Source organism: Allobosea sp. ASV33 (assembly GCF_016428755.1).
Classification (GTDB): Bacteria; Pseudomonadota; Alphaproteobacteria; order Rhizobiales; family Beijerinckiaceae; genus Allobosea.
In genome coordinates this window covers 1-391 of record NZ_JAELTI010000243.1, presented here as the reverse complement: position 1 = coordinate 391, position 391 = coordinate 1, and the positions used below count along the sequence as shown (strand labels likewise).

Genomic DNA, 391 nt, shown 5'->3' with positions numbered 1-391 from the left:
CCCCCCCCCCCCCCCCCCCCCCCCCCCCCCCCCCCCCCCCCCCCCCCCCCCCCCCCCCCCCCCGTCTTCATGATACTGCGACCACCGAGATCTACACCGAAGGTTTATCGTCGGCAGCGTCAGATGTGTATAAGAGACAGAGCCCTTCGCGCCGTTCGGTGCGACTTTCGAGGCCCTGAAGACGTTCTTGGCGATCAAGGGCGTCTGGCGCGCAGCCTGGGTCAGCCTCCAGGCCGCTGCGATGACCATGGCTGTCGCTTATACACATCTCCGAGCCCACGAGACTCTCGGCGCGATCGCGTCTGCCGTCGGGGGGGTGATAATGTGGGGGGGGGGGGGGGGGGGGGGGGGGGGGGGGGGGGGGGGGGGGGGGGGGGGGGGGGGGGGGGGG

Annotated in this window: 1 protein-coding gene; it reads right to left on the bottom strand. The window is 73.1% G+C overall.

All coding sequences use genetic code 11. The features are described 5' to 3' along the window. Positions 1 to 249 (bottom strand): hypothetical protein (locus JHD80_RS27335; RefSeq protein WP_199093743.1); only part of this gene is annotated, 249 nt, incomplete at its 3' end. Positions 250 to 391 lie beyond the last annotated feature (142 nt).